Annotated in this window: 25 protein-coding genes; 11 read left to right on the top strand and 14 right to left on the bottom strand. The window is 58.8% G+C overall.

What is annotated here, in order from left to right; all coding sequences use genetic code 11:
• Positions 1 to 180: 180 nt before the first annotated feature.
• The 11 genes from ACO079_RS05965 to ubiA all read right to left on the bottom strand — a co-directional run bounded on the left by ACO079_RS05965 (position 181) and on the right by ubiA (position 10945).
• Complete coding sequence (locus ACO079_RS05965; protein ID WP_421792522.1) at positions 181 to 1680, bottom strand: UbiD family decarboxylase; 1500 nt, start codon at positions 1678 to 1680, stop codon at positions 181 to 183.
• Between the two features lie 79 nt (positions 1681 to 1759).
• Complete coding sequence (locus tag ACO079_RS05960) at positions 1760 to 3103, bottom strand: serine hydrolase domain-containing protein (protein ID WP_421792520.1); 1344 nt, start codon at positions 3101 to 3103, stop codon at positions 1760 to 1762.
• A gap of 33 nt (positions 3104 to 3136) precedes the next feature.
• Entirely contained in the window at positions 3137 to 3427 is a 291-nt protein-coding gene (locus ACO079_RS05955; RefSeq protein WP_421792518.1) for a GNAT family N-acetyltransferase, read from the bottom strand.
• Positions 3428 to 3431: 4 nt separating this feature from the next.
• Positions 3432 to 4166, bottom strand: coding sequence for an HAD family hydrolase (locus tag ACO079_RS05950; protein WP_421792517.1), 735 nt, complete (start codon positions 4164 to 4166; stop codon positions 3432 to 3434).
• Positions 4163 to 5071, bottom strand: a complete 909-nt coding sequence (locus tag ACO079_RS05945) for an aminotransferase class IV (RefSeq protein ID WP_421792515.1) — start codon at positions 5069 to 5071, stop codon at positions 4163 to 4165. Before ACO079_RS05945 ends, ACO079_RS05950 begins: the two co-directional genes overlap by 4 nt.
• Positions 5071 to 5847, bottom strand: a complete 777-nt coding sequence (locus ACO079_RS05940) for an enoyl-CoA hydratase-related protein (RefSeq protein ID WP_421792513.1) — start codon at positions 5845 to 5847, stop codon at positions 5071 to 5073. Before ACO079_RS05940 ends, ACO079_RS05945 begins: the two co-directional genes overlap by 1 nt.
• A gap of 70 nt (positions 5848 to 5917) precedes the next feature.
• Positions 5918 to 6352: a MarR family winged helix-turn-helix transcriptional regulator gene (locus tag ACO079_RS05935; RefSeq protein ID WP_421792510.1), complete on the bottom strand. Its 435-nt coding sequence runs from the start codon at positions 6350 to 6352 to the stop codon at positions 5918 to 5920.
• Positions 6353 to 6393: 41 nt separating this feature from the next.
• Positions 6394 to 7053, bottom strand: coding sequence for a class I SAM-dependent methyltransferase (locus tag ACO079_RS05930; protein ID WP_421792509.1), 660 nt, complete (start codon positions 7051 to 7053; stop codon positions 6394 to 6396).
• Between the two features lie 15 nt (positions 7054 to 7068).
• On the bottom strand, positions 7069 to 8475 hold the full coding sequence (locus tag ACO079_RS05925; protein ID WP_421792507.1) for a M16 family metallopeptidase: 1407 nt from the start codon (positions 8473 to 8475) through the stop codon (positions 7069 to 7071).
• A gap of 14 nt (positions 8476 to 8489) precedes the next feature.
• On the bottom strand, positions 8490 to 9941 hold the full coding sequence (locus tag ACO079_RS05920; protein WP_421792506.1) for a M16 family metallopeptidase: 1452 nt from the start codon (positions 9939 to 9941) through the stop codon (positions 8490 to 8492).
• A 71-nt stretch (positions 9942 to 10012) separates the two neighbouring features.
• A complete protein-coding gene (gene ubiA / locus ACO079_RS05915; RefSeq protein WP_421792504.1) occupies positions 10013 to 10945 on the bottom strand; it encodes a 4-hydroxybenzoate octaprenyltransferase in 933 nt (310 codons plus the stop codon).
• A 76-nt stretch (positions 10946 to 11021) separates the two neighbouring features.
• Here ubiA and ACO079_RS05910 point away from each other — a divergent pair, with 76 nt between their 5' ends.
• The 3 genes from ACO079_RS05910 (at position 11022) to ACO079_RS05900 (ending at position 15181) form a co-directional block, all read left to right on the top strand.
• Positions 11022 to 11768 (top strand): 16S rRNA (uracil(1498)-N(3))-methyltransferase, encoded by a 747-nt coding sequence (locus ACO079_RS05910; protein ID WP_421792502.1) that lies wholly within the window; start codon positions 11022 to 11024, stop codon positions 11766 to 11768.
• 71 nt (positions 11769 to 11839) lie between these two features.
• Positions 11840 to 13213 (top strand): glutamate--cysteine ligase, encoded by a 1374-nt coding sequence (locus tag ACO079_RS05905; protein WP_421792501.1) that lies wholly within the window; start codon positions 11840 to 11842, stop codon positions 13211 to 13213.
• Between the two features lie 102 nt (positions 13214 to 13315).
• Positions 13316 to 15181: a peptide MFS transporter gene (locus tag ACO079_RS05900; RefSeq protein ID WP_421792499.1), complete on the top strand. Its 1866-nt coding sequence runs from the start codon at positions 13316 to 13318 to the stop codon at positions 15179 to 15181.
• 44 nt (positions 15182 to 15225) lie between these two features.
• Here ACO079_RS05900 and ACO079_RS05895 read toward each other — a convergent pair whose 3' ends face one another.
• The 3 genes from ACO079_RS05895 to ACO079_RS05885 form a co-directional block, all read right to left on the bottom strand.
• Positions 15226 to 17319 carry a TonB-dependent receptor plug domain-containing protein gene (locus ACO079_RS05895; RefSeq protein ID WP_421792497.1) on the bottom strand — a complete coding sequence of 698 codons (2094 nt, stop codon included), beginning with the start codon at positions 17317 to 17319 and terminating at the stop codon, positions 15226 to 15228.
• Between the two features lie 109 nt (positions 17320 to 17428).
• On the bottom strand, positions 17429 to 18844 hold the full coding sequence (tldD, locus tag ACO079_RS05890) for a metalloprotease TldD (protein WP_421792495.1): 1416 nt from the start codon (positions 18842 to 18844) through the stop codon (positions 17429 to 17431).
• 90 nt (positions 18845 to 18934) lie between these two features.
• Positions 18935 to 19489, bottom strand: coding sequence for a tetratricopeptide repeat protein (locus ACO079_RS05885; RefSeq protein WP_421792494.1), 555 nt, complete (start codon positions 19487 to 19489; stop codon positions 18935 to 18937).
• A gap of 224 nt (positions 19490 to 19713) precedes the next feature.
• On the opposite strand from ACO079_RS05885, the gene coxB reads away from it, so the two are divergent.
• From coxB to ACO079_RS05845, 8 genes are all read left to right on the top strand, one after another.
• Positions 19714 to 20562 (top strand): cytochrome c oxidase subunit II, encoded by an 849-nt coding sequence (gene coxB / locus ACO079_RS05880; protein ID WP_421792492.1) that lies wholly within the window; start codon positions 19714 to 19716, stop codon positions 20560 to 20562.
• 14 nt (positions 20563 to 20576) lie between these two features.
• Complete coding sequence (gene ctaD, locus ACO079_RS05875) at positions 20577 to 22220, top strand: cytochrome c oxidase subunit I (RefSeq protein WP_421792491.1); 1644 nt, start codon at positions 20577 to 20579, stop codon at positions 22218 to 22220.
• 49 nt (positions 22221 to 22269) lie between these two features.
• Positions 22270 to 23259 (top strand): heme o synthase, encoded by a 990-nt coding sequence (gene cyoE / locus ACO079_RS05870; RefSeq protein ID WP_421792489.1) that lies wholly within the window; start codon positions 22270 to 22272, stop codon positions 23257 to 23259.
• Positions 23256 to 23474: a protoheme IX farnesyltransferase gene (locus tag ACO079_RS05865; RefSeq protein WP_421792487.1), complete on the top strand. Its 219-nt coding sequence runs from the start codon at positions 23256 to 23258 to the stop codon at positions 23472 to 23474. Before cyoE ends, ACO079_RS05865 begins: the two co-directional genes overlap by 4 nt.
• Positions 23446 to 24012, top strand: a complete 567-nt coding sequence (locus ACO079_RS05860) for a cytochrome c oxidase assembly protein (protein ID WP_421792486.1) — start codon at positions 23446 to 23448, stop codon at positions 24010 to 24012. Before ACO079_RS05865 ends, ACO079_RS05860 begins: the two co-directional genes overlap by 29 nt.
• 83 nt (positions 24013 to 24095) lie before the next feature.
• Entirely contained in the window at positions 24096 to 24953 is an 858-nt protein-coding gene (locus ACO079_RS05855; protein WP_421792484.1) for a cytochrome c oxidase subunit 3, read from the top strand.
• Positions 24954 to 24959: 6 nt separating this feature from the next.
• The gene (locus tag ACO079_RS05850; RefSeq protein WP_421792483.1) at positions 24960 to 25325 is read left to right on the top strand and encodes a DUF983 domain-containing protein; all 366 of its coding nucleotides are present in this window, start codon (positions 24960 to 24962) and stop codon (positions 25323 to 25325) included.
• A gap of 26 nt (positions 25326 to 25351) precedes the next feature.
• On the top strand, positions 25352 to 26023 hold the full coding sequence (locus ACO079_RS05845; protein ID WP_421792481.1) for an SURF1 family protein: 672 nt from the start codon (positions 25352 to 25354) through the stop codon (positions 26021 to 26023).
• The last annotated feature ends 19 nt before the right edge of the window (positions 26024 to 26042 follow it).

Below are 26042 nucleotides of genomic sequence, written 5' to 3'. Positions count from 1 at the left end.
TATCGGTAAATTCAATTGCGGCTTGCCTCATCAGCGCCAATGTTGCCAGCATAGACGGACATCAAAAAGATGTTTCGGCTTACATAATATAGCGAATCTATAGGTTTTTTCAAGCTCCTTACTTATTAGGTTATTTCCTAAATATGGGTAGATTCGGATATAATAGTAAATAGCTCATGTTCATAAACCCAACTCTTCCCACATCTCATCGACGCGTTTTTTGGTGGCTTCGTCCATATCGAGGAGGTCGCCCCATTCGCGGTTTGTTTCGCCGGGCAGTTTGTTGGTGGCGTCCAGCCCGATCTTGGAGCCCAGGCCCGAGACGGGTGAGGCAAAATCGAGATAATCGATCGGCGTGTTTTCAATGACGGTGATGTCGCGGCCAGGATCCATGCGGGTGGAGACCGCCCACATCACGTCTTTCCAATCGCGCGCATCAATGTCGTCATCCACCACGATGACCCATTTGGTGTACATGAACTGGCGTAGGTAAGACCACACGCCCAGCATCACGCGCTTGGCATGGCCGGCATAGGCCTTCCTCATCGAAACCACCGCGATGCGATAGGAACAGCCCTCCGGCGGCAGCCAGAAATCCACGACTTCGGGAAATTGCTGTTTGAACAGCGGAATGAAGACCTCGTTCAGGGCCTCGCCGAGCACGCTGGGTTCATCCGGCGGACGGCCTGTAAAGGTCGACAAATAGATCGGTTTCTCGCGCATGGTGATGGCGCTGACCTTGAAGACCGGGAAGGGCTCGACCGAGTTGTAATAGCCGGTGTGATCGCCATAGGGGCCTTCATCGCCATACTCATCCAGCAGGACATGACCTTCGATCACGATTTCGGCCTCGGCGGGCACTTTCAAGGGCACGGTTTTGCAATCAACCAGCTCGGCCTTGGCCCCGCGCATCAGCCCCGCGAATTGATATTCCGACAGCGTATCCGGCACCGGTGTGACGGCGGCCAGAATGGTGCCCGGGTCTGCACCCAGAACGGCAGCGGCGGGCAGGGGTTCCGGTTTTTCCTTCTTCCAGCGCTGATAATGCTGGGCGCCGCCGCGATGCTTCAGCCAGCGCATCAGGGTTTTGTCCTTGCCCAGCTTCTGCATCCGGTAGATGCCCAGATTGAAGTCATCTTCCTTGGAGTCTGACGGCCCCTTGGTGACGATAAGCGGCCAGGTGATCAAAGGCGCTGGCTCTCCGGGCCAGCAGGTCTGGATCGGGAGTTTATCGAGATCAATATCGTTGCCCGTCCATACGATTTCCTGACACGGCGCTTTGCGGACCGTCTTGGGCCGCATGCTCATCACCGTCTTGGCGAGGGGCAGCATGGAGAGGGCGTCCTTCACCCCGCGTGGCGGTTCCGGCTGACGCAGGAAGGCGAGCAACTCGCCCACTTCGCGTAGCTCCGCGCCGGTTTCGCGATGCTCTCCGCCCAGGGTGACGGCATTGGCGACGCGCTGGACGGTGCCAAACAGGTTGGCCAGCACCGGCATGCCGGCTTTTTCGCCCTTCTCGTTGATGACGTTTTCAAACAGCAGGGCCGGGCCGCCGGCTTTTAAAACGCGGCGATGAATCTCTGTCATCTCCAGCTCGGTGGAGACGGGCGTGGTGATGCGTTTCAGATCGCCTCTGGCTTCCAGCCAGTCGATAAATTCGCGCAGGGATTTATACGCCATGCCGGGCATCCTCTTGTTTGTCCGACAATCTGCGTTTTCCGGACCGAAAGTCCAGCGACCGACCTGCGGCCAATGGGGCTTAGTTCTCGGTTGGTTCAAGCCGTGCGGCCACGACGGCGCGCGCAAACTCCGGACTGCCATCATGCCGGAAGTTGGTGGCACCGAGGCGCACAATCACCAACTCCTCGCTGGGGATTATGTAGGTGAGCTGGCCCTGAAAGCCGTTCATCATGAAATTATCGTCCGGCAGGCCGACCTCATACATCCAGTATCCCGAGCCGTAATCCCCGCTCGAGCCCGGCGTGGGTTCGGTGACATAATCGATCCAGTCTTCGGGGATCAGCCGCGTGCCATCGGGTGCGCGCCCTCCATCCAGATAAAGCTGGCCCAGCCGGGCCCAATCGCGGGCGCTGGCATACATATAGGACGACCATTGCAGCGTGCCGGCTTCGTCGCTCTCCAGAATGGAATGGGCCATGCCCAAGGGCTCGAACAGCCACTCACGGATGCGGGCGATTTCCTCTTGCGGAGTGTCCCCGAGAAATTCTTCCAGCGCCGAACCGGCGAGCACGGTATTACCGGATTGATAGTCCCAGACCCCGCCCGGCGCGGCGATCTGTTCCCGTGTGGCGGCGAAAGTCGCCATGTCGCTTTCGGTGAACAGCATGTCGGAATTGGGATCCATCCCGTTATTAAGCTCATAGCCTGCCAACCCGGCGGTCATGCGCAAGAGATGATCCACCGTGATCTCGCGGCGGCCAGCGGCTACTAAAGCTGGCACCTGGCCTTCTGCGGTGACATCAATCAGACCACGCTGGGTGAGCACGCCGGCCATGGTCGCAGCGAGGGATTTCGTCATCGACCAGCCATGCAACGGGGTGGTTTCATCCACGCCCTCGGCATATCGCTCGGCAATTAGTCGGCCTTGGTGCAGCACCACAACGCCGAGCGTGTTCCGGCCGTCCTGTGTCATGGCCGCGTCGAGCGCCGCGTTGAGTGCGGCGGGATCGAAATGCGCGTCGCGATGGGTGGCATCCAGCACCATGGGGGTGACAGCGAGCGGAGCAAGACGCGCGTCGGGATCAAACTCCCCGGACCCATGCACCAGCGTACAGCCGAGACCTTCGCGATAGACCGCTTCCTGATGCCAAAGGCCCAGTACGCGTGAATGCACGCTGTTGTCCTGCGTATCGACATTGGCGCTGACAAGGCCCGCAGCCCCGCCCAGCAAGGGATCAATGTAGAGGGCCCGCGCGCGATCCGGCGTCAGGCCGGACACAAAATGTAGCGAGCAAACCTGTTTGGCCGTGATGCCGGTAGCAGTCGGCAAATAAATCCGGCCAATCGGTGAGACGTTCAAGGCAATCAAGCCTACCAGGACAAGCGCGGCTATAACACCGCCAATCCAGCTTAAGATCCGCATTCTACTCCCCCAAAATACGTTCCATATGATCGATCAACTGAAGATATCCGCTTCTTCAGGATGCTTTTGTGACCAGGCTTTCACATAAGGGCAAAGCGGCATGATTTTCACGCCAGCCTCTTTGGCTCCGGCGATCAAGGCTCGCACCAGCACGCCGCCCAGCCCCTTGCCGCTATGCTTGCTTGGCACACCGGTGTGATCGGCGATCCAGAGGGTGTCGCCGGCTCTTGAATAGGTCAATTCGGCGTCCGCCCCGTCGCCCAGATCAATAACAAACCGGCCCTTGGTCTCGCCGGTTTCATGGCGCACTTGATGCTCCGTCATATGCTCACCCCGTCAGCTTGTGTTCCTGTAACGCCATATAGTGCGGACGACTGGTTTCAACAGCGGGCAGGGCATCTTCAGGTAAGTCATGCGGGCTGGGTTGCGGGGGTTCAAAGCCGGTGGACGCCTCAACGCGGTCATACCACCAGGGCGCCCACACCCCGTCGCTATCGCGCTTGCCCGCAGGCCAGCTCATCATGGCGGCATCAAATGGAATATCGATGGCCTTGCAGAGCGCGCGCAGCATTGGCTCCGGGGTTTCCAGAACATCGCGGCCCTCAATGACGGGCCACGCGCGGCCGGTCAGCTGGCAGGCATATTCATAGAGCTCAGCCTGCCGGATCTGGCCGATATCATCGGCGGTGACGCTGCCGGTCGTGGCGGCAAAACTGGCGGCCACTTCAGCCGGATCGCGGATCAAAAAAATATGACGGCAGGCCGCCATCCAGTCGCGCGGAATATCGTCCAGCATGTGCTGGCACATATGCTTCTGGAAAAAGACCGGCGCGTCATTCGGGGCTTCTCCGGCACAGTGCTTGGCGATTTCGTTTTCATCGAGGGGAACTGACTTCAGTATGATCTCGCGGCCTGGATGCTCCAGTCCGGTCTTGACGAGATAGGGGCCGTAGAAGGGTTCATCCCAGACCTCGCAATCAGGCCGGTTTTCAAAAGACCGCATGGTGGCGGTCGAGATGTTCCGTGGTCCGGACCACAGGCAGATGCGGATCGTCTCGCTCATTCCGCCTCGATCTTCTGACGGTAGAGCGCTTGAAGCCGTTCGACCATCGGGCCTCGCTGGTCGCTAATCTTGCGGCCATCAACCTCGGTCACGGGAACCAACCCGGCAAAGGTGCCGGTCGTGAAGGCTTCATCGGCAGAATAAACCTGGGTCAGGGTGAAATTCTTCTCAAAGACCGGAATTCCGGCTTCCTTGCACAATTCAATGACCACCCCGCGCGTCACCCCGCCCAAACAATAATCCCCGGTGGAGGTCCAGACCTCGCGCTTGCGGACGATGAAGAAGTGGGTGGAGTTGCACGTCGCCACAAACCCATGCGGATCGAGCATCAGCGCCTCGTCCGCTCCGGCCTTGGTCGCCTGAATGCAGGCGGTGATGCAGTTGATTTTCGAATGCGAGTTCAGCTTCTGGTCCTGCACATCGGGATAGCCGCGCCGAACATGCACGGTGAAAAGGCGCAGGCCTTTTTCCGCCACCGCCGGGTCGGGCTTCTTCCATTCCGGCAGGATGACAATGGTCGCCGGCGAAATCGTCACGCGCGGGTCTTGATAGGGCGTGGCCTTGAGGCCTCGTGTCGTCATCAGGCGGATGTGCACGCCCTCACCAGACAACATGTCATTGGCTTTCAGCGTGTCATAGAGCGCCTTGGTCAGGGCTTCGCGGCTGAGGCCAAGATCATAATCGAGGGCCTTGGCGCCTTCTTCGAGGCGGTCCAGATGCCGGTCTAGAAAGGCGATCTTGCCCTTATGAACGCGCAAGCCTTCCCAGACGCCATCCCCCAGGACAAAGCCGGAATCGAGCACAGAGATTTTGGCATCGGCGCGCGGGAAAAGCTCGCCATTGATCCAGACTTTCACCTCCGCATTACGCGGATCATCGATATAGGTGTGCGCGCCTGTGCCCATCAGCCGAACTTGGAAAAGTCCGGTTCACGGCGCTCCATGAACGCTCCGACGGCTTCAGCAAATTCCGGCGATTTCAGCATGGCGGCGAATAGAGCGCCTTCGCGGTTCATCCGGTCGGCCAACGGCTCTTCCGGCGTCATCATCAGCTGTTTTGCGGCCCGCACAGCGCCGGGTGATTTCTTCGCAAGAATTCGGGCTTTTTCGAAGACCTGATCGACCAGCTGGGACGACGTAATAACATCGGTAATGAGGCCCGCCTCCTTGGCGCGTTCAGCCTTCCAGGTCGAACCCAGCATCAATAGGTCCGAGGCCGCCGGACGGCCCAGCCGTGCCGGGAAGAGCAGGCTGGACGCAAATTCAGGCGCAAGGGCGAGATCAGCGAATGGCGTCTTGAAGATCGCGTTCTCCGAGGCATAGGCGAGATCGCAATGCATCAATAGCGTGGTGCCAATGCCAATCGCAATGCCGTCCACTTCCGCGATGATCGGCTTCTTCGCCGTCATCAATGCGCGCATGAAGCGTTCGACAGGTGGCGTGTCCTCGCCGCCGATATGTGGAGGCGCTTCCATGAAATCGACAAGATCATTGCCGGCGGTAAACAGGCCGGGCTGTCCGCCCAGAATGTAGACGCGTACATCCTTGTCGGCTTCACCGGACTCAATCGCTTCAGCCGCCGCTGTGTACATTTCACGCAGCAGCGCGTTCTTTTTTTCGGGACGGTTCCAGCGAATGGACCGGACATTCTCGCGGGTTTCGACAGACACCAGATCGGACATGCTCACTCCCTGCACTCAATCTCACACTGGTCTAGGCAAGTGTGAGCCGGGAATCCAGTTCGCGTGAACGTCAACTTCCCGTGGTGGCAATCAGGGTCAGCGTCTCATGCAGGGCATCAGATGCGTCATCGCCCAACCGCGCTTCCAGTTCCGCGTTCAAATCCTTTAGCGTTTGATCGGCGCGCTCGGCAGCTGCAATGCCCGCCTTGGTGAGCGCGACCTTTGTCCCGCGGCGGTCAGAAGTGGCGGTCGTCTTTTTGACCAAACCGGCCTTGATCATGCGATCAACCAAACCGGTCACGGCAGGTGGATTAAGCGAGAGTGTGCGGCTGAGATCGCCCATGCGGCGCTCGCCCCGGCGCAATAGGAGGAACAGCACACCCGCCTGTGCGGCGGAAACATCGGCTTCCGATTTCAAACGCCGGTCGGCTTCACGGTTCAGCTTGCGCGCTGCAATTTCGATCAACAGGAATAAGCGCCGGTCAACGGCTCTGATACGTGCCATGCTGAACGGTTAGCGCGATTCATTCGGAAACGAAATAAAAATCAATCTTTGAACTTCCAGACCCGCGCATTGCGAATCTCCCGATCTTCCAGATCGCGCGTCACGGGCACTTCATATTCTGCGAGGCATTCGAGCTTGTGTTGTGGCAGGAAGTGACGCCCGGGATCGCCGATGAGCACGGTTGCCCCGCGATCATGCAGGCGCTGGAGCCAGGTTTCGATCCGCTTGGAAAGCGCGTCTTCGTAGAACACGTCCGCGGCCAAAACGACATCCCAGCCCTTATCGACACCAACCACATCCTCATTGGCAGCAATGAGATCCACACCGTTCAATGCGGCATTCAATTGGATAGCCGCTACCGCAAAATCATCAATCTCGCTGGCCTCGATGCGAGCCGCTGCTGCTTTCGCGGCCCCAATGCCGGCAATCCCGCCGCCCGCCGCGAAATCCAGCACGGATTTATTTCTAACGGTGTCCGGATGATCCAGCACATAACGCGCGAGCGCCTGGCCCCCGGCCCAGGCAAAGGCCCAGAAGGGCGGGGGAAGGCCCACCGCTTCGAGCGCTTCTTCGGTCTTTTCCCAAAGCGCAATGCTTTCTTCCGCCAGATGAAGCTGTAACTCCGGTACAAGCGGAGGCGTCATCCGGGCCGTTACGCGCCGGATAAAGTCTGATTCCGACTCGCCATGTTTCAGCGGCATTCGCCCCGTCCGGGCCTAGTCGGTGAAAAATTCGGCGTCCGCCAGCTGCGGAAAGGCCCGCAAGCCTTCCTCGATGGTGGCCAGATCGCCAACGACCACCAGAACCATCTGGTCCGGTTGAAGATACTCTGCCGCGACGGCGGAAATGTCTGCATTGCTGACCGAGTTTATGTTGTCGACATAGGTCTCCAGATAATCATTCGGCAGGCCGAAGAAATCCTGATTGGACAATTGGCCGATCAGCCCGCCGGTCGAGGCATTCTGAAGAATGAAAATGCCAGATAGCCAGTTGCGCATACCCTGCGCTTCGTCCTGCGGCGGCGTCTCGATCTGCAAATCCTGGATTTCCCGGAAAATTTCCGCAAACGCTTCGATCGTGTTCTCAGTGATGATGTCGGCATTGAAGGTCCAGTAGGATGATCCCACGCGGTTGGTTACGCCAGAGCCGGGTGAATAGGTCCAGCCATTGGTTTCCCGCAGATTCCGGGTCAATCGGGACGTAAAGGATCCGCCCAGAAGCGCATTCATGACGGTCAGGGCATAGGAATCCTCGCTGCCAATCGGGGCAGCCGGGACGCCAAGGCGTACGGTCGTTTGCGGTGCGCCCGGCCGGTCAATCAACCGGACTATGGGGCCGGAGCGGGCCTGAGCGGCCGGTGGCATGGCCTCGGGGCCGCTTTCCCACGTGCCAAACGCCGTGCGGATTGCGGATTCCATCTCCGCTTCATCAAACCGGCCGGCCACATAGATGCGCGTGCGGCCCGCACCGAAATGGCGCGCATAGAAGTCGCGCACCTGATCCATTGTCATACGGTCCAGCTGGCCCACATCCGGGATTCCCTGGCCGTAAGGGTGGTCCGTGCCATAGAGCAGTCCGACATAGGCTTCCGTGGCGATCGGGCCGGGCTGTGAGCGGGCGACCGTCATATTCCGGATCTGATTTTGCAGAATGCGGTTGAATTCGCTTTCCGGGAAGTCTGGCGAGCGGATGACATCCGCCATTCGCGCAATGGCTTCGGGTCCGAATTCCGACAGGACATTGGCGGAAAACCCCGTTGTGTGCATGCCGACGCCGACATTCATATCCCCGCCCATGGAGGCAAAGGCGCGCGCAATCTCTTCCGGGGACTGACCGGAAGCGCCTTCCTGCATCATGTCGGCGGTCAGATCCGCCAGATAGGTGTGCTCGCCGTCGAATACATTTCCTGCAAGGATCTGGATCGAGATATTGACCTTGGGCGCCAGGCCAAAGTCGATAAAGGTCACCGACAGGCCGTTATCCAGCTCAAAAGAGCGGGTCGCGGGCAACTCAAAATCCGGGGCGGGCCCGATTACCGGTTGTTCGCTGCGCTGGGCAAAGGCCACGGGCGCGGTCACGGCGAGCGCGGCGGCGGCAAGGAGTTTCAGGGCTGATTTCATCATCTCGTCTCTCCCGGTCACTCGGATTCGTCTGACATGTCGGCGTTCTGTTCGGCCGCCGCCAGCGATCCGTCCGGATCGGGGATGACCCGCAGCACGGACCGGTTTGCCGGCCGCAGATATTCCTGCGCAGTCGCCAGAATGAGATCGGGCGTTACCTGGTCAAATCCCTCCTCGATCCGGTTGATCCGGGAGGGGTCGTCATCAAACAGGGCGAAGACGGCCAGCAAATCGACCAGGCCAAAGCGGGTGGATGTATCCACAATGCCGTAGAATTGCGAGCGCAGCTTGGTCACGGCGCGATCGAGTTGTTCCTGTGTGACCGGGTTGGACCGCAAATCTTCAATGACGTCATCGACGCTCGCCATGATCTCGTCAGGGCTGAAGCCATCGTCATGGATCATGCCAATCGACCAGAGCATCGGGCCATTATAATTATACATATTGCCCAACAGGTTGATCCCGCCGAACACGCCGGATGCATAGCCTTCTTCATTGATCAGGCGTTGGTTCAACAGGCTGTCATCGCCTTGAACCAGAATCTGATCGAGGACGGCCATGGCATAGTATTCCGGCGTGCCGCGTTCGGGCATGTGATATCCGAAACCGAGCGCCGGCTGAGGGGCGAGGCGGTCATACAAAACGCCGAATTTTTCTTCTTCCTGACGGGGTTCGGACACATCCACTTCGGGGATGGGCGGGCTGGCCGGGATGTCGCCGAACTCGCGTTCGATCCATTCCAGCGTTTCTTGGCGGTCGATCGAACCGGCCACGACAAGCACGGCATTGTTGGGCGAATAATAGGTATCGAAAAAGGCCTGAACATCTTCCAGATTGGCGTTACGGATATCGTCCAGATCGCCGTAGAAATTGTGCGCATTGTGCCAGTTCTCATTGGCGAGCATCGGCAGATCAATCCAGATCCAGCCGCCATAGGGCTGGTTGATCACATTGACGAAAACCTCATTGATGACAACGCCTTGCTGGTTTTCAAGCACTTCCTGGTCAATGATCGGCGCGCGCATCCGGTCGCCTTCGGCCCAGATGACCGCCTCGAGCGCGTTTGACGGCACGACCTCGAAATAATTGGTGAAGTCATAGCGGGTGGAACCATTGTTCACACCGCCGGCACCATAGATGAGGGAGTCAAAATCGCCTTTGGGAAGGTTTTCCGAACCTTGGAACATCAGGTGCTCAAACAGATGCGCAAAACCGGTCCGTCCGCGCGGCTCGTTGCGGAAACCCACGCCATAATAGACCGCCACTGTTGCAGTCGGGACGGAGTGATCTTCCGATAAAACGACCCGCAGACCGTTTTCCAGCTGGTGATAGCTGACATCGACCTGAATGCCGGAGGGTTCCGAGGCCGAACGGGTCGCGTCCTCGCCCGAGGGCGTGCCGTCCGGTGCCGGAGCGCTGCAAGCCATCAGGACAAGCGCGCCAAACGCAGCCCAAATGCGGTTCGTCATCATTTCATCTCCCAATTCGGCGCGAATTCATGCGACGCGATCAAATATCCCGCCATGATCTGCTGGCGAGGTCAAATGAAGGAACAGACAAGGAAGGCGGCGGCAAGCAACAGACCCGTGATCTGGTTGCTCTTGAACACCGACAAGCAGGCTTCGCCATCGTCCGGGTCGACTTGCCGGATCTGGTCAAACAAGTGGAAGGCATAGGGCAGGATGGTCAGCGCAAACCAGACGGGCGCGCCCGCCAGCACGCCGGCCAGCGCCGCCAGAAGGGCCGCAAGGCCATAAAAAATCCAGAGCCAGAGGTGAATGTCGGCAATCAGCCGGCGAGCGGTCGATTTCACGCCGACAAAGGCGTCGTCCTCCATGTCCTGACAGGCATAGATGGTGTCATAACCCAGCGTCCAGAACAGGCTGGACACATAAAGCACCAGCGCGGCGGGCGTGATCTCTCCGGCAATCGCGGCATAGCCCACCAGTATGCCCCAGTTGAACGTCAGGCCTAGCCAGGCTTGCGGCCACCAGGTGATCCGTTTCATGAACGGATAGGCAGCCACCAGCGCCAGCGAACCCAGTGCAATGAAAATGGCCAGCCAGGGCAATTGTGTCAGCACAAGCAGGCCGACAACGCATTGCGCGACCAGGAAAATCCATGCCGCCCGCAGCGAGATCGTGCCCGCCGCCAGCGGCCGGTTGGCCGTTCGCGCGACTTGCCGGTCAAGATCGCGATCAACAATGTCATTATAGGTGCAACCGGCTCCGCGCATGGCGATGGCTCCGATAGCTAACAAAAGCGCCAACCAGAGATCGCCCCAGCCGGGCATTTGCCCGCTGGCGAGCCGCGCCAGTAACAATCCCGACCAGCATGGGATCGCCAGCAACCAGAACCCGATGGGCCGGTCATAGCGTGCCAGCCTGAGATAAGGCCGCACGGTGGCCGGGGCCCGGTCGACCCAGGTTTTCGGCAGGCTGTCGGCCACGCGGCGGTCGGCAGAAAGTGTCATAAAACCGATTTGTAACCTGCCCGCGCGGCACGGCAAGTGAGTTGACGCCGCAGGTGTGAGTGCTTACCCGCAAGGCATGAGCGACCCCCGTCTTTATTGCGATCAACCGCTGTCGGAGAGCGCCTCCATCGCGCTGGGGGCCGGTGATAGCCATTACCTGGTTTCGGTCATGCGTCGCACGACGGGCGATGGCGTCAGGCTGTTCAATGCCGAGGATGGCGAATGGCAGGTCAAGCTAAGCGAAGCGAATCGTAAGGCGGCCGTTCTGACGGTTCAAAAGCGCCTGCGCGCTCCGGTGACAACGCCGGATGTCGAGCTATGTTTCGCGCCCGTTAAAAAGAACCGGACCAATTTTATCGTGGAGAAAGCCACAGAGCTGGGCGTCCGGCGGATTGTCCCCGTGATGACCCAGCGCACCATCGCCCAGACCGTGCGGACGGACCGCATGATGTCGCTGGCGAAGGAGGCGGCAGAACAGACCGAACGTCTGGACCTGCCCGAGATCGGTGAAGCGGAAAAACTGAAACCCTGGCTCGATCAAAGACCAAGTGACCGGACCCTGATTTTTTGTGACGAGGCCGGCGATGCCGCCCCGATGGCCGACACGTTGAACGCCATGCCGGGCCAATCCGTAACGATCCTGATTGGCCCGGAGGGTGGATTTACGCCCGATGAGCGGGACCTGATCCGCAGTCAGCCCGGCGCACTGGCGGTGAGCCTGGGCCCGCGGATTTTGCGCGCTGATACGGCTGTAGCCGCCGCTTTGACATTGTATCAGGCGCTCTGCGGGGATTGGCGAGCGCAGGCACAAGGGCGTGATTGAACCGCCTTTTTCCTTGTCCATTGGAAAGGCCGACCCTAACTAAGCGCCATGGGCAAGGGGAGCATCCAGCTTTGAGTGGATCCTATACAGATGGTGGCGGCGGCGAGGTGATCGAATCCGTCGAGCAAATGGCGGCACATCTCGCAAAGGGCTGCAAGCCGCGCGAGCAATGGCGCCTGGGCACCGAACATGAGAAATTCGGCTTTGCGCTGAAAGATCATTCTCCCTTGCCGTATGAGGGCGAGGGGCCAACGGTCCGCAAAATGCTGGAAGGCCTGACCCGGTTTGGCTGGGAGCCTGTGCTGGAAAAGGGCAAGCCGATCGCGCTGAAGCGCGACAAGGCCAGCGTCAGCCTGGAACCCGGCGGACAGTTTGAACTCTCAGGCGCGCCGCTGGAGTCTGTCCACCAGACCTGTTCGGAAGTGAACAGCCACCTCAAGGAAGTCAAAGCCGTTGCTGATGAAATCGGCGCAGGATTTCTTGGCATGGGCTTTACGCCCAAATGGCGGCTCGAAGATGTGCCGATGATGCCCAAGGGCCGCTATGGGCTGATGAAGGCCTATATGCCCAAGGTGGGCACGCTGGGACATCAGATGATGTTCCGCTCGTGTACGGTTCAGGTCAATCTCGACTTTGATAGCGAAGCGACCATGACGAAAATGTTCCGCGTGTCGCTGGCGCTGCAGCCGATCGCCACGGCGCTGTTTGCCAATTCGCCTTTCACCGACGGCAAGCCGAATGGCTTCATGTCCTACCGGGCGCATATCTGGACCAAGACGGACAATAACCGCACAGGCATGTTGCCCTGGGTTTTTGACGACGGGATGGGTTTCGAGCGCTATGTCGAGTATGTGCTTGATGTGCCGATGTATTTCGTCAAGCGCAAGGGCGAGTTTATTGATGCGACCGGCTTGAGCTTCCGGGACTTTTTCAATGGAAAGCTATCCATCCTGCCGGGTGAACGTCCGACGATCGAAGACTTCGATGATCATCTTTCGACGGTTTTTCCGGAAGTGCGGCTAAAACAATTCCTTGAAATGCGCGGCGCGGATGGCGGGCCGTGGAACCGGCTATGCGCCTTACCGGCCTTCTGGGCGGGAATTCTCTACGATAATGCTTCGCTGGACGCGGCGTGGTCGCTGGTCAAGGACTGGAGTGCCGAAGAAAGAGAGGCGCTGCGCGAGGGTGCGGCTCGCACGGCTCTCAAGACGCCTTTCCGTAAAGGGACCATTCAAGACATCGCAAAGTCGGTTCTCGCCATCTCCCGCGATGGCTTGCGCGCGCGTGCCAAGCTGAATGGCCATGGCGAGAATGAAGCGGTATTTCTGGACGATTTGGATGCGATTGCCGCCAGCGGCCGCAGCCCGGCAGAAGACCTCTTGCAGCGCTATCATTCCGGCTGGGAACATTCAGTCGAACCGGCCTTTACCGACTGCGCTTACTAACCGTTTTGTGACATATCCCCGCTTGTCGTGGGGATACTGCCGTGATCAAGTGCCGCCAACCCTCGTGCGAGGGATGTCCAACAATGGGGAGTTGGCGGGACAATGTTCATTATCGTCGTGGGTTTAATCATCACGCTGGCAACAGCGTTGCCGGTATTTCTGGAAATGCGGAAGCATCCGCGCGGGTTGCACATCCTGTTTTTCGCTGAGATGTGGGAGCGCTTTTCCTTCTATGGCATGCGCGGTCTGCTGATCTTTTATCTGACCCAGCACTTCCTGTTCGATGACGCGTTTTCGAATGCACAATATGGCGCTTATGCCTCGCTGGTTTACCTCTTGCCACTGGTGGGCGGGTATCTGGCGGACAAATATCTAGGCAACCGGAAAGCCATTGCCTTTGGCGCGCTTTTGCTTGTGGCGGGTCACTTCACCATGGGGATTGAGGGAGAATCCGCGCGGGAAGAACTGATCTACGATGGTGAGCGCTACGAATTTGTGGCCGAAGGCCGGGGCTCAACTCTGAATGTTCAACTGTCCGTTGACGACGGGCTATATGCCTTCTCGGCGAATCCGGATGGTGATCTCATTATCGAGGGCCTGCCGGACTCGGCCTCGCTGCCCGCCACCATCCCGGCGGAACAGTTTGAAACCGAAGTGGTTGGCCGGAACCAGCTGTTTGTGAACATCTTCTATCTGGCACTGGCGCTTATCATCATGGGCGTCGGCTTCTTGAAGGCGAATATCTCCTCCATTGTAGGTCAGCTTTACGAAGAGAATGACCCGCGCCGCGATGGCGGTTTCACGCTATATTATTACGGCATCAATCTGGGGGCATTCTGGGCGGCTATTCTGTGCGGGTATCTGGGCGAGACCGTTGGCTGGTGGGCCGGTTTCGGTCTGGCAGGTGTCGGTATGGCGTTTGGCTGGCTGGTCTTCATCCGCCGCCGACTGATGTTCTTTACCCCTGGCGAAGCTCAACTTCCTGATCATGTCGGCGCCCCGCCAGACGAGGCCCGGTTGAAGGCGCCCTTGGTGGGACCGCTGAATCTTGAATGGTCGATCTATGCGCTAGGTTTGGTCGGCGTCGTAGCGGTCTGGTTCATGGTTCAGGCGCATTCGGTCTCGATCGGCGAGTTTGACCTTTTGGGCCTGATCCTGATCGCAGGCGGTGTGGCTTTCCTGGGATACATGGTCTTCTTCATTTTTACCAAGTGCACAGCCGTGGAGGCGCAAAGACTTGTGCTTGCGCTTATTCTGATCGCGGTTTCGGTAGTTTTCTGGTCGCTCTTTGAGCAGGCCGGGTCGTCAATGAACCTGTTCGCGTCGCGAAATACCGACCTTACGATTTTCGGTTTTTCAATTACGGCATCGCAAACCCAGTCATTTAATGCCGGTTTTATCCTCATCTTCGCGCCGGTGTTTGCGGCCCTCTGGGCATTCCTGGCCAAGCTGCGGAACAATCCGAACACACCGCTGAAATTTGCCTTGGCCCTGATCCAGGTCGGGCTTGGTTTCATGGTGCTGGTCTGGGGCATAAATTTTGCTGATGACAGCTACCGCGTGCCGATTGTTTTCCTGGCGGGCGCCTATCTCTTGCACACGACCGGGGAGCTTTGCCTGTCACCGGTGGGCCTATCGTCCATGACCAAACTCTCGCCCGCCGCCGTGGTGTCTTTCGTGATGGCAGGCTGGTTCCTGTCGTCAGCTTTTGCGCAATACGTTGCGGGCTGGATCGCCGGCCTGACCGCTACCGATACGGTGGCTGGGCAGGTGCTTGATCCTTCTGCAGCGCTTCAGGGCTATGGCAGCGTTTTCGGTCAAATTGGCATGATCGCGATCGTGATGGGGCTGATCCTCGGCGTTCTGAGCTTCTGGCTGAAAGGTCTTGGCCATGGCCGCGCGGAAGACAATGATGCCTTGCCGGTTGCCGAAGCCGGTGGCCCTGAACAGGACGTGCATCCGCGATAATCTGCGCGGAGCGCGTCCGGCCACCTGTCTTTTAGCGGACCTCGCTAGAACGTGCCGCGGAGTTCCAGTGCGAAACGCGGTCCGCTGCGGCGGACCTGATATTCGATCGCGCTGATTGCGCCCGTTGCGCGTGAGCCATTATAGAAGATCCGCTGGCGGTCATTGCCGCGATCGATGATTCCATCAACACTCAACCGGGCCGTAATGCCGCGGATGTGGGTGCTTTCGATATACACATCCAGATCCCCATCGGTGAAACCCTCCAGCCGGTATTCGCGGGCCCGGAAAACCTCGCCATCCGAAAGCCAGTAATAGTCCCAGCCCCAGGCCAGATTCCGTTCCGGGAAGGTCTGGCGATAATCAAACCGCAATTCCCATTCGCGCAGATTGGACAAGGGCCGGTCCACCAGGGTCAGCGGGTCGAAGATGTTGGTGTCATACCATTCAATGAAGCCATCCAGCACGGCGTTATCCAGACCAAGGGAGTCCAGTGGCAGCGTGAATTCGCCGGTGAGGCGGAAAATCGTGCCATCGCCAATATTGCCGGGCGCGTCGAAAACGCCGGTCGGTGTGACGACCGAGATGAAATCATCGACGCCTTCGATCCAGTCATGCCCGATCCGGAAGGTGACGGAGCCGGACTCGCCGATCCGGCGTTCGGCTTCGGCTTCCAGCGTCCAGGTGCGTTGCGGTTCATAGTTCGGATTGCCAACGACGGCGTTATTGTCGGCCACATCGATTGAACTGGCGAATTTTCCGAAATCCAGCTGATCAACATCACGTTCCGCCACAAAGCGCCAGGTGGTGTCGTCTGTCATCAACCAGGTCAGCGCGATGGACGGTTTAGGATAAGCGAAATTACGCGACTGATTAGTATCCCCGGTCTGTTCAATTTCCGAAAATTCATAGCGCAGGCCGGATTCCAGATTCAACGCCTCATTGATCGTCCAGACATGATTGACGAACACTTCCGCGCGGCGTTCCTCGACGCGGGTGTTGGCGACCGGCAATGGGACGGGCGTAATGGTTTGTCCGTCGTTGAACTGCACATCCAGCAAGGTTTCGCGCCAGTTGATGGCGGCCTCGGCACCGAACTCCACGACATGGTCGAGATTGACCTGGTAATTGAAAGACTGGCGTAAAACCTGTTCGGAGCTTTCGCTTTCGACAGAAACAATGGTCGCCTCAACGAAATTGCCGGGATCGAATTCTTCGAAGGCCTCCGGTCCATCGGAAAATTCCGACTGGCGCCATAAAGCCGTTGTTGTCGATGCGAGCCGGTCCGAGAGATCATGGTTAAGCGTCGCTGTGATAGAGCCGCCGCTACCGCTGTTAGAGGTTTGCGACTGTTCAAACCGGATCAGGCGGGGCGTTCCGCCGGCAAAACCATCGACGAGAGAATATTGGTGCCGATTCCACGTCCAGGTGTTGGCTTGCCCGTCGATCTGCAATCGGGTTTCCGGGCTGAACTGGTGCGCGATCGATCCGGTCAGTTCAACTTCCCAGTATCGGCGCTGTTCATTGTCGCGGCGGTGTTCCAGCTGATTACCTGCCGCGTCAAACAGGGATTCGCGCCGCGTGATCCGCGGCGTTCTCAAATCTGTTTCGAGGCCAAAGCTGTAATCCGTATCGCCGCGTGAGGTGGCCCAGGCGACTTCGGCATCGCCGACCAGACGGCCGCCATCGAAATGACGAAGGCGCGTATTCCACGAACCGGATGAACCAGCGCCTTCGCGCAGGACCACATTCACCAGCCTCGCATGGCCGCGCATTTCATATTGTGGGACCGGCTCGCGGATCAGTTCGATCCGGATAACGTCCTCGGCGTTGATTCGCTGAAGGACGGTCTGGAGGCCGATGGTCTTGTTCGAGGGGCGCCGGCCATTGATCAGCAGATTGCCAAAAGAATCTGCCAGGCCGCGCCTTTCGGTATCGCCGTCGGAAAGAGAAAAACCGGGAACCCGGCCGACCATATCCAGAGCGGTCACCGGATTGAAAGTGGTGAAAAACGCGGTCTCGAACGCGACAACAGCCGAGCTGTTCGCGGTCTCCGCGATTAGTGTTGTGTCCTGCGCAAATGCGCTTGTTGTACTTGTGAGCGCCAGCGCGGCAGCGCAGACGGTAAACTTCCCTCGCATGAAGTTATCCCCTGTCAGGCCCCCGCCCGATGAGGACGCAAGCTAGAGAGTTTTGCCGGCGAGATGGATTAAATGACGGTAATTTCAATCACCTCGCTGCGATCAGGCGTCAACCGCCCGCGCCGCCGACCGTCAAACCCGCAATTTTCAATGAGGGCTGCCCCACGCCAACCGGTACGCCCTGACCGGCCTTGCCGCAAACGCCCACGCCCGGGTCCATGGCGAAATCATTTCCGATCATGGAGATTTTGGTCAGCGCCGTTGGCCCGTCGCCAATCAGGGTGGCTCCTTTTACCGGCTCTTCCACCTTTCCGTTTCTGACGCGGTAAGCTTCGGTGCACTGAAAGACGAATTTGCCGGACGTGATGTCGACCTGTCCGCCACCAAATCCAACCGCATAAAGACCATCGTCCAGGCTTGCGATCATCTCTGCCGGGTCATGCGCTCCGCCGAGCATGTAGGTGTTGGTCATACGCGGCATGGGCAGATGGGCATAGGATTCGCGGCGGCCATTACCGGTCGGGGTCATGCCCATCAGGCGGGCATTCTGGCGGTCCTGCATATAGCCGGTCAGGATACCGTCCTCGATCAGTACCGTCCGTTCGGTCGGAGTGCCTTCATCATCAATGGTGAGAGAACCCCGGCGCTTCTCCAACGTCCCGTCATCGATGACGGTCACGCCCCGCGCAGCAACCTGCTCGCCCATACGGCCCGCAAAAGCCGACGTGCCTTTGCGATTGAAGTCACCTTCCAGGCCATGGCCGACCGCTTCATGCAACAAAACGGCTGGCCAGCCTGGCCCTAATACCACATCCATTTGTCCCGCCTTGATGTCGACGGCATCGAGATTGACCCGCGCGATGCGGAGCGCTTCATCGGCAAGGCCCTTCCAGCTATCGGGCTGGATCCACCGGTCGAAAGCATCGCGGCCGCCTGCCCCGGCGGTTCCGGTTTCGCGGCGGCCGTCGCGTTCGACGGTGACGGCGACGTTCAGGCGGACCAGTGGCCGGTCGTCTGTTTTTAGATCGCCATCCGGACGCAGTATGCCAATGCTTCGGGTTGAGCCTGCAATCGAAGCGGAAACCTGAACGACGGAGGCGTCTTTTGCGCGAAGATACGCGTCTATTTCCTGCAGCAGGGCGGATTTGACTTCGAAACCCGGTTCCGACACCGGGTCAATTGCATCATATAGCTTGCGATTCGTTCCGGCGGGCGCATCGGCATAAACGCCTGTGCGGCCTTCCCGGGCGGCCGCGGCAATCGCTGCGGAGCGTTGAACGGCCTCCAGTGTGGGATCACTTGAGTGCGCATATCCGGTCGCTTCGCCTGATACGCAACGAATGCCGAAGCCTCTGACCGCGTCAAAAGATGCTGTTTTCAGCCGGCCATCATCGAAAACCAGCGTCTCTGACGTGCCATGCTCCAAAAAGAGCTCGCCATCTTCGGCGCCCCGCAGCGACTCCGAAATGCCGGTGACGGCAGTGTCGGCGTCAAACTCGAATGGGGCAAACGGATCGCTCGACATGTCGTGTCTCCAGTTGATGCGAGACTAGACATAGCGATACGGCTGCCCCAATGCGAGCGCGTTGGGACGCTGGCCTGCAGTGTCAGACGCTCAGCTGCCGTTCGAGACGCTGTAGCGTTCCAGCTGTTGAACCGGCAATTGCCAGCCCGGGGCGGCTTCCACGGCCATGCGCAGATCAGCGTATGCCTCCGCGATGCGGCCGAGATGCTCATTGGCGATGGCGCGGTTGTAATAGGCTTTGTGCTGGTCTTCGAGGCCTTCATCCAGGGCACGCGTAGCAGCATCAACCGCAGCTTCGTACTGCTGCAAATGCACAAAGGCCGTCGACTGGTTCAGCGCGATTTCCGGACCATTGAATCCAAGCTCGACGGCGCGGTCGAGATCCTGCAAAGCGGTTGCCGGATTGCCGATGTTCAAATTAATAACCGCCCTGTTGACCCAGGTGCTCCGCCGGTCGCGCGCGCTGAGGAATTCGGTTTCAAGCGCTTCATCGCATGCGTCGAGATCCGAGGCGCGGATCATTTCCTGAGCCGCATTCTCATAGCAGCGTACAGCCGGTGTCTGACCATAAATCACGGTGACCTGCGCCATTGCGCTGCCTGAAACCAGGGCGGCCAGAATGCCGCCAGTGACGAGATATTTCATAGTGCCTACCTCCCAATTGGCATGATCCCTCCAAGCCGGAATGATAGGCGAGAATGTGAATCACATGAAAATCACTTTTTGCGGAGGTTTTTCATCGACATTGGGCATGCTGGCCCTTATGCGACAAATCACCACTGTAAACAGACTGACAGTCATGCCAGACGGGGCTATATTCCGCCGAGCTTCGCGGGATCCCCCGCGGCGACAAGACATCTGGGGATAAAATGCGATTTCTAACCGCTCTATTCTTTGTTTGGGCCGGTCTTGCGGCCATAGCAATGGCACAAGTCGGCGCTCCGGTTCCGGGTGGAATCGGTATGCGCGAAGCGGCGACACCCGTCATGGAAAGCGTCGTGGAGTTTCACACGCTGGTCATGTGGATCATATCGGCCATCGTGCTGGTTGTTCTGGCGCTGCTGTTGTGGGTGATGGTCCGCTATAACAAGCGCGCCAATCCGGTTCCGTCGAAGACGAGCCACAATACTCTGATCGAAATTATCTGGACAGCAGTTCCCGTGCTGATCCTGGTCGTCATCGCGATCCCGTCCTTCCGCCTGCTCTATCTTCAGGACGTGGTTCCCGAAGCCGATCTGACTATCAAAGCCACCGGCTATCAGTGGTATTGGGGGTATGAATATCCAGATCAGGGCATTGGCGAGTTCTTCGCCAACATGATTCCGGATGAGGAGATTGATCCGGCCCAGGGCCAGCTGCGGCTTTTGTCCACGGACTATCAGATCGTTGTGCCGGTGGATGCGACGGTCCGCCTGAACGTGACCGCTGCTGACGTGATCCATTCGTGGACCATTCCGGAATTCGGAATCAAAATGGACGCTATTCCGGGCCGGTTGAACGAGACCTGGTTCCGCGCTGAGCAGACCGGCGTTTATTACGGTCAGTGTTCAGAGCTGTGCGGCCTGCGGCATGCCTTCATGCCGATCGAGGTCCACGTTGTACCGCAAGACGTTTTTGATGCCTGGGTTGTTGCCGCTGCCGACGATATCGATGCCGGCCGCACGCTCATTGCAGAATATCAGGCCGGCGTCCGTGAGACCCGGATGGCCGCGCGCTGAGGAGATAAAGAGACATGACTGACGCAACAGCACATCACGACGATCACTCGCCCAGCCTCTGGGATTTGCGCCGCTGGTTGTTTTCCACAAACCATAAAGACATCGGCACCATGTATCTGGTGTTCGCAATTGTTGCGGGCATCATCGGGTTTGCCATGTCCGGTGTGATCCGCTGGGAGCTTGCTGAACCCGGCATTCAGATTTTCAATGGTGAAAGCTGGTTGGGAGCGCTCGCGGCGAACGAGCACTCTTACAATGTGTTCGTGACCGGTCACGGCCTGATCATGGTCTTCTTCGTGGTCATGCCGGCCATGATTGGCGGCTTCGGGAACTGGTTTGTCCCCATCCAGATCGGCGCGCCGGACATGGCGTTCCCGCGCATGAACAATATTTCGTTCTGGCTGCTGCCGCCGGCATTCCTGCTGCTGATCATCTCGCTCTTTGTGCCCGGATCAGGTGCAGGCAATGGCTTTGGCGGGGGATGGGTGATTTATCCACCGCTCTCAACGAGCGGCCACCCCGGACCGTCCATGGATTTGGCGATTCTCTCGCTTCACCTCGCCGGGGCGTCCTCCATTCTGGGGGCCATCAACTTCATCACGACCATTTTCAATATGCGCGCACCAGGCATGACCATGCACAAAATGCCGCTGTTTGTTTGGTCGATGCTGATTACAGCCTTCCTGCTTTTGCTGGCTCTGCCGGTTCTGGCGGGTGCCATCACCATGCTGTTGACCGACCGGAATTTTGGAACGACCTTCTTTGACCCGGCTGGCGGCGGTGATCCAGTGATGTTCCAGCACCTGTTCTGGTTCTTTGGTCACCCGGAAGTCTACATCATGATCCTGCCGGGCTTCGGCATGATCTCGCACATTGTCTCAACCTTCTCGCGCAAGCCGGTCTTTGGCTATCTCGGCATGGCCTATGCCATGGTCGCGATTGGCTTTATCGGCTTCATCGTGTGGGCGCACCACATGTACACGGTTGGCATGGATGTGGATTTGAAAGCCTATTTCGTGGCGGCCACGATGATCATCGCGGTGCCCACGGGTATCAAGATCTTCTCATGGATTGCCACCATGTGGGGCGGGTCTATCGACTTCAAAGTTCCCATGGTCTGGGCCATCGGCTTCATCTTCCTGTTCACCGTTGGCGGTGTAACCGGTGTGATGCTGGCCAATGCGGGCATCGATGCCTATCTACATGACACGTACTATGTTGTGGCGCACTTCCACTACGTTCTGTCGCTGGGTGCGATCTTCGCCATCTTCGCCGGATTCTATTATTGGATCGAGAAGATGAGCGGCTACAAGTATTCCGAATTCCTCGGACAGCTGCACTTCTGGATCACCTTTGTAGGGGTGAACCTGGTCTTCTTCCCGCAACACTTCCTGGGCCTGCAAGGCATGCCACGCCGCTATGTCGACTATGCAGATGCCCATGCCTACTGGAACGCCGTTTCCAGCTGGGGCTATGTGATCACGGCAGTGGGGACGCTGGTCTTCTTCGTGATGCTGGCGGACATTTTCTTGCGCCGTCGTCGTGGACAGGACAACCCCTGGGGTGAGGGGGCCACAACGCTGGAGTGGACTCTGTCCTCCCCGCCGCCCTTCCACCAGTTTAACGAGCTGCCGAAAGTCACGGCGGACCGTCACTAGGAAAGGATTCGAGGCCGCCCTGAGCGGCCCCGACTTCAACTGAGCAATCATGGCGCAGACAAACGACATAGCGATAGACAACCCGGCCCTGGCGCTTCCGGCGCGTTGGCAGGACTATCTTGCGCTGATGAAGCCGCGCGTGATGACGCTGGTCGTGTTTACCGCGTTTGCAGGCTATGTCGCCGCACCCGTCGGGATTCATCCCTTCATGGCCGCTATGGCGATTTTCGCGCTCGCGCTAGGGGCAGGTGCCGCGGGTGCGTTGAACATGGCGTATGATGCGGACATTGATCAGCGCATGCGCCGCACACGACTGCGCCCTGTTCCGCTGGGCAAAGTCCGCAAGGAAGATGCTTATGGCTTTGGCGTTGTGGCGTCCGCGCTGTCGGTCATTATCATGGCGCTGTCGACGAATTATGTCGCTGCGGGCCTGCTGGCCTTTTCGATCTTTTTCTACGCTGTCATTTACACGGTTATTCTCAAGCGCAGCACGCCGCAGAACATCGTGATTGGCGGGGCCGCCGGAGCGTTCCCGCCCATGATCGGCTGGGCTGCAGCCACCGGCTCGGTGTCCCTGGATGCAGTTATACTGTTCACGATCATCTTTCTCTGGACGCCGCCGCACTCCTGGGCGCTGGCACTCTATAAGGCCGGTGATTATGCCGATGCCGGTGTGCCGATGATGCCGGTTGCCAAGGGCCCCGCCCGGACGCGCCTGGAAATCCTGATCTATTCTCTGGTGCTGGTGCCGTTTGCCATGTTGCCGGTGCTGACCGGTCTGGGCGGATGGCTCTATGCGGCGGTTGGCGCGCTCGGCGGTGCGGCTTTCCTTTTGATCGCCTGGCGCATCTTCAAATCCCGCGCAGGTGAAGCTGGTTCGGCAGAAGAGGGCGCGCTTTATGCGGTTCGCGCGGGCGATAAAGCCGCGCGCGATTTGTTCGCGTACTCCATCGGTTATCTCGCGGCGCTGTTTGCGGCCTTGATCGCCGAGCATGCGCTCGGCGCATATTATGTCACCCCATTGGGAGGTGTGCTGTGAGCGAGACCATAGGAAGACCTCAAGCCGAGGCCCAGCGCGAGTTCGTGAAAGCCCGCAACCGGCGCAATATCATGATCGCCTGGTCGCTGGTCGCTTTCATGGTGTTGATGTTTTCGATTACCGCAGTCCGGTTGATGCAGAATATGGCCGATCGCGCGGAACAGGGTGAATTAACGGAAGTTGTCGATGAAGCAGTGGCTGCAGAACAAGAATAGCCGGCTCCTGATCACGCTGGGGACGGTCGCCGTGACCATGGTCGGCGCGGCCTATGCGGCTGTTCCGCTTTATAACCTGTTCTGCCAGGTCACGGGCTATGGCGGCACCACGCAAGTGGCGTCCGAGGCGGCAGACCGGGTCCTCGACCGCGTGGTGGAAGTCCGTTTTGACGCCAGCACCGAGCGCGGCATGCCCTGGACGTTTGAGCCGGTTCAAACCTCGATGACGGTTCAGGTGGGTGAGACCAATCTGGCGTTTTATCGCGTCACGAATAATGCAGACCGGCCGGTTACCGGCGTGGCCAGCTATAATGTGACGCCGTTCAAAGCCGCACCGTATTTTTCAAAGCTGGAATGCTTCTGTTTTATCGAACAGACGCTACAACCGGGCGAAAGCATGGAGATGCCGGTTCTGTTCTTCGTGGATCCGCTGATCGAGGAAGAGCGCCGGATGGACGATGTGAGAACGATTACGCTCTCTTATACATTCTTTGAGCAGGCAGAGGGGGCTTCGGAGACCGCGACCGGTCGCCGCTAGGCCACGACACAGGATTGATTGCCCGATTTGCGGGCGGTAACACAAGAAGAGTTCGTCAGGGACGACGCGCAGGAGACTTGAACATGGCTGGTGCCGTTAAACACGATTATCACCTCGTCAATCCGAGCCCATGGCCCTTTGTGGGGTCGATGTCGGCTTTCGTGATGATGCTGGGCGCAGTCGTCTGGATGAAAGGTCTCGGCGAGTTTTACTTCTTCCAGGAAGGCAATCCGATCCTGTTCTTCATCGGCTTTGCTGGCATCCTTTACACGATGGTTGGCTGGTGGAGCGATGTGATCAGGGAATCACGCGCCGGTGACCATACGCCGGTTGTCGATATCGGCCTGCGTTATGGCATGATCCTCTTCATCCTGTCGGAAGTCATGTTCTTCGTGGCCTGGTTCTGGATGTTCTTCGAAGGCGCGCTGTTCCATGATGTTCGCGCGGGTGGCAGCTGGGATGCTGTGGCGATCGGTACAAGTTATGCCGGCTGGGAAAGCTGGCCGCCGCCGGGCGTGGAGACGTTTGATCCATGGCATCTGCCGTTGATGAACACGCTGGTCCTGCTCTTGTCGGGAACCACCGTGACCTGGGCACACCACGCGCTTCAGCATGGCGATCGGAAAGGGGCTATTCAGGGTCTGGTCCTGACCGTTCTCCTCGGCATGGGCTTCACCGCGCTGCAGGTTTATGAGTACACGCACGCCCACTTCGATTTTTCGGGCAATCTCTATGGCGCGACCTTCTTCATGGCGACCGGCTTCCATGGCGCGCATGTCATCATCGGGACCATTTTCCTGGCGGTGTGTTTGCTCCGTCTGATCATGGGTGGCATGACACCGCAAAAACATTTCGGTCTGGAAGCGGCGGCCTGGTACTGGCACTTTGTGGACGTGGTCTGGCTCTTCCTGTTTGCCTTTGTCTACGTCGCTTTCCAGTAACGTCCGATGACACACGTGTCCCCGTTCATTGCCGGGGTGAAAGGCCGTTGCCCGCGCTGCGGCGAGGGGTGCCTGTTTTCCGGTTATCTGACCATCGCGCCGTCCTGCTCGAACTGCGAGCTGGATTTCAGCTTTGCGGATGCCGGCGACGGTCCAGCCTTCTTTGTGATGTCGGTGGTCGGATTTCCGATCGTCTTCGCAGCCTTGCTGCTGGAGGTCGCAGCGACGCCGCCGCTCTGGGTTCACATGGTGCTGTGGCTGCCGCTGACCATCGTTTTGTGCATGGCCTTATTGCGGCCCTTTAAGGGCGTGCTGGTTGGGCTGCAGTTCAAGCATGCGGCTGAGGAAGCGCGCTTCAACGACGAGCATTGATCCAAACGCTCATGTATTTCCGACCCATGCCCATTCTCACGCTGGTGCTCTTGCCGGCGCTGGCCCTGCTGATCTGGCTGGGCAGTTGGCAGTTTGGACGGATGGGCGAGAAAGCCGAGGCGCTTGCGGCATGGGAAAGGCGCACTTCGGGCCCGGCCATCGAGCTGGACGCCGCGCTTTGTGAGGTGCGTGCCAGCTTCTTTGATCGGGATGTTCTTTTACCGTTGCCTTCGGGTGACAACCGGCTCCGGTTCCAGGGGCGCTCGGCAGCGGGTGAGCCGGGCTGGCGGCTCATGGGCGCTGTTCCCGTTCCCGCATGTTTCGACGCTGATGGTGCGTTTGCGCTTGTTCAAACCGGTTTTGAGACGGCAAGGGGCGAACGGTTTGAGCTCTTCGGACCGGTGACAATTTCGCGCCTGCCCGAGGCCGGAGCGTTCACGCCGTCCAACCTCCCGCCATCTGATGAATTCTACCGGTTCGAAGCTGAAGAGTTAGCGGACGCGCTGAATGTGGCATCGGTGACATCTGCCTTCTGGCTTGTCGCGGCGTCCGATGGACTCCCACCGCATCTCGCCAGCGTGCCGCCTTCCCAACATCTGGGCTATGCGCTGACCTGGTGGGGGCTGGCGCTGGCGCTCTTGGGTGTGTTCGCGGTGATGCATGTGCAGGCGGGGCGGTTGGGTTTCACCCGGCGTTAGCGGATTTGGTGTAAACGCC

The organism is Hyphobacterium sp. (assembly GCF_965228115.1).
GTDB lineage: Bacteria > Pseudomonadota > Alphaproteobacteria > Caulobacterales > Maricaulaceae > Hyphobacterium.
The sequence above is the reverse complement of the archived record's forward strand: the minus strand, read 5'-3'. Positions and strand labels throughout refer to the sequence as shown.

Coding starts and splice junctions, on each gene's coding strand:
- ACO079_RS05900 (WP_421792499.1), top strand. CDS start 13,316: ATGTTCATTATCGTCGTGGGTTTAATCATCACGCTGGCAACAGCGTTG.
- ACO079_RS05945 (WP_421792515.1), bottom strand. CDS start 5,071: ATGGGCACAGGCGCGCACACCTATATCGATGATCCGCGTAATGCGGAG.
- ACO079_RS05885 (WP_421792494.1), bottom strand. CDS start 19,489: ATGAAATATCTCGTCACTGGCGGCATTCTGGCCGCCCTGGTTTCAGGC.
- ACO079_RS05855 (WP_421792484.1), top strand. CDS start 24,096: ATGGCTGGTGCCGTTAAACACGATTATCACCTCGTCAATCCGAGCCCA.
- ACO079_RS05910 (WP_421792502.1), top strand. CDS start 11,022: ATGAGCGACCCCCGTCTTTATTGCGATCAACCGCTGTCGGAGAGCGCC.
- ACO079_RS05940 (WP_421792513.1), bottom strand. CDS start 5,847: ATGTCCGATCTGGTGTCTGTCGAAACCCGCGAGAATGTCCGGTCCATT.
- ACO079_RS05925 (WP_421792507.1), bottom strand. CDS start 8,475: ATGATGAAATCAGCCCTGAAACTCCTTGCCGCCGCCGCGCTCGCCGTG.
- ACO079_RS05860 (WP_421792486.1), top strand. CDS start 23,446: ATGAAGCAGTGGCTGCAGAACAAGAATAGCCGGCTCCTGATCACGCTG.
- coxB (WP_421792492.1), top strand. CDS start 19,714: ATGCGATTTCTAACCGCTCTATTCTTTGTTTGGGCCGGTCTTGCGGCC.
- ACO079_RS05920 (WP_421792506.1), bottom strand. CDS start 9,941: ATGACGAACCGCATTTGGGCTGCGTTTGGCGCGCTTGTCCTGATGGCT.
- ACO079_RS05895 (WP_421792497.1), bottom strand. CDS start 17,319: ATGCGAGGGAAGTTTACCGTCTGCGCTGCCGCGCTGGCGCTCACAAGT.
- ubiA (WP_421792504.1), bottom strand. CDS start 10,945: ATGACACTTTCTGCCGACCGCCGCGTGGCCGACAGCCTGCCGAAAACC.
- ACO079_RS05965 (WP_421792522.1), bottom strand. CDS start 1,680: ATGGCGTATAAATCCCTGCGCGAATTTATCGACTGGCTGGAAGCCAGA.
- ACO079_RS05935 (WP_421792510.1), bottom strand. CDS start 6,352: ATGGCACGTATCAGAGCCGTTGACCGGCGCTTATTCCTGTTGATCGAA.
- ACO079_RS05955 (WP_421792518.1), bottom strand. CDS start 3,427: ATGACGGAGCATCAAGTGCGCCATGAAACCGGCGAGACCAAGGGCCGG.
- ACO079_RS05930 (WP_421792509.1), bottom strand. CDS start 7,053: ATGCCGCTGAAACATGGCGAGTCGGAATCAGACTTTATCCGGCGCGTA.
- ACO079_RS05950 (WP_421792517.1), bottom strand. CDS start 4,166: ATGAGCGAGACGATCCGCATCTGCCTGTGGTCCGGACCACGGAACATC.
- ACO079_RS05960 (WP_421792520.1), bottom strand. CDS start 3,103: ATGCGGATCTTAAGCTGGATTGGCGGTGTTATAGCCGCGCTTGTCCTG.
- ACO079_RS05845 (WP_421792481.1), top strand. CDS start 25,352: ATGCCCATTCTCACGCTGGTGCTCTTGCCGGCGCTGGCCCTGCTGATC.
- tldD (WP_421792495.1), bottom strand. CDS start 18,844: ATGTCGAGCGATCCGTTTGCCCCATTCGAGTTTGACGCCGACACTGCC.
- cyoE (WP_421792489.1), top strand. CDS start 22,270: ATGGCGCAGACAAACGACATAGCGATAGACAACCCGGCCCTGGCGCTT.
- ACO079_RS05850 (WP_421792483.1), top strand. CDS start 24,960: ATGACACACGTGTCCCCGTTCATTGCCGGGGTGAAAGGCCGTTGCCCG.
- ctaD (WP_421792491.1), top strand. CDS start 20,577: ATGACTGACGCAACAGCACATCACGACGATCACTCGCCCAGCCTCTGG.